The 1,001-nt window shown below is 63.9% G+C and carries 1 protein-coding gene; it reads right to left on the minus strand.

Going from position 1 to position 1,001, the window contains the following annotated elements; translation table 11 throughout:
- Positions 1 to 1,001 (minus strand): elongation factor Tu (gene tuf / locus ACQKDV_RS19735; RefSeq protein ID WP_427785906.1); only part of this gene is annotated, 1,001 nt, incomplete at both ends.

Here is a 1,001-nt window from a genome sequence, read left to right on the forward strand (position 1 = left end):
CGGAAGTAGAACTGCGGACGGTAGCCCTTGAAGAACGGGGTGTGACGGCCGCCTTCGTCCTTCGACAGCACGTACACTTCGGCGTCGAACTTGGTGTGCGGCTTGATCGAACCCGGCTTGGCCAGAACCTGGCCGCGCTCGACGTCGTCACGCTTGGTGCCGCGCAGCAGCAGACCGGCGTTGTCGCCTGCCTGGCCCTGGTCCAGCAGCTTGCGGAACATTTCCACGCCGGTCACGGTGGTCTTCTGCACCGGACGGATGCCGACGATTTCGATTTCTTCGCCGACCTTGATCACGCCGCGTTCGATACGACCGGTCACCACGGTGCCGCGGCCCGAGATCGAGAACACGTCTTCCACCGGCATCAGGAACGGCTTGTCGACGTCACGCTCCGGGGTCGGGATCCAGCTGTCGAGCGCGTCGACCAGCTTGATCACGGCCGGCACGCCGATGTCGCTCTGGTCGCCTTCCAGCGCCAGGCGGGCCGAACCCGAGATGATCGGGGTATCGTCGCCCGGGAAGTCGTACTTGCTCAGCAGCTCGCGGACTTCCATTTCGACCAGTTCCAGCAGCTCGGCATCGTCAACCATGTCGGCCTTGTTCAGGAACACGACGATGTACGGCACACCGACCTGACGCGACAGCAGGATGTGCTCGCGGGTCTGCGGCATCGGGCCGTCAGCGGCCGAGCACACCAGGATCGCACCGTCCATCTGGGCGGCACCGGTGATCATGTTCTTGACGTAGTCAGCGTGGCCCGGGCAATCGACGTGGGCATAGTGACGGGTGGTGGATTCGTATTCGACGTGCGCGGTCGAGATCGTGATGCCACGCGCCTTCTCTTCCGGAGCGGCGTCGATTGCCGAGTAGTCCTTGAACTCGCCACCGAAACGCTCGGCGCCGATCTTGGTCAGTGCGGCGGTCAGCGTGGTCTTGCCATGGTCGACGTGACCGATGGTGCCGACGTTGACGTGCGGCTTGGTGCGCTCGAACTTACCCTT

This window comes from Stenotrophomonas sp. NPDC077659 (assembly GCF_050268705.1).
GTDB lineage: Bacteria > Pseudomonadota > Gammaproteobacteria > Xanthomonadales > Xanthomonadaceae > Stenotrophomonas.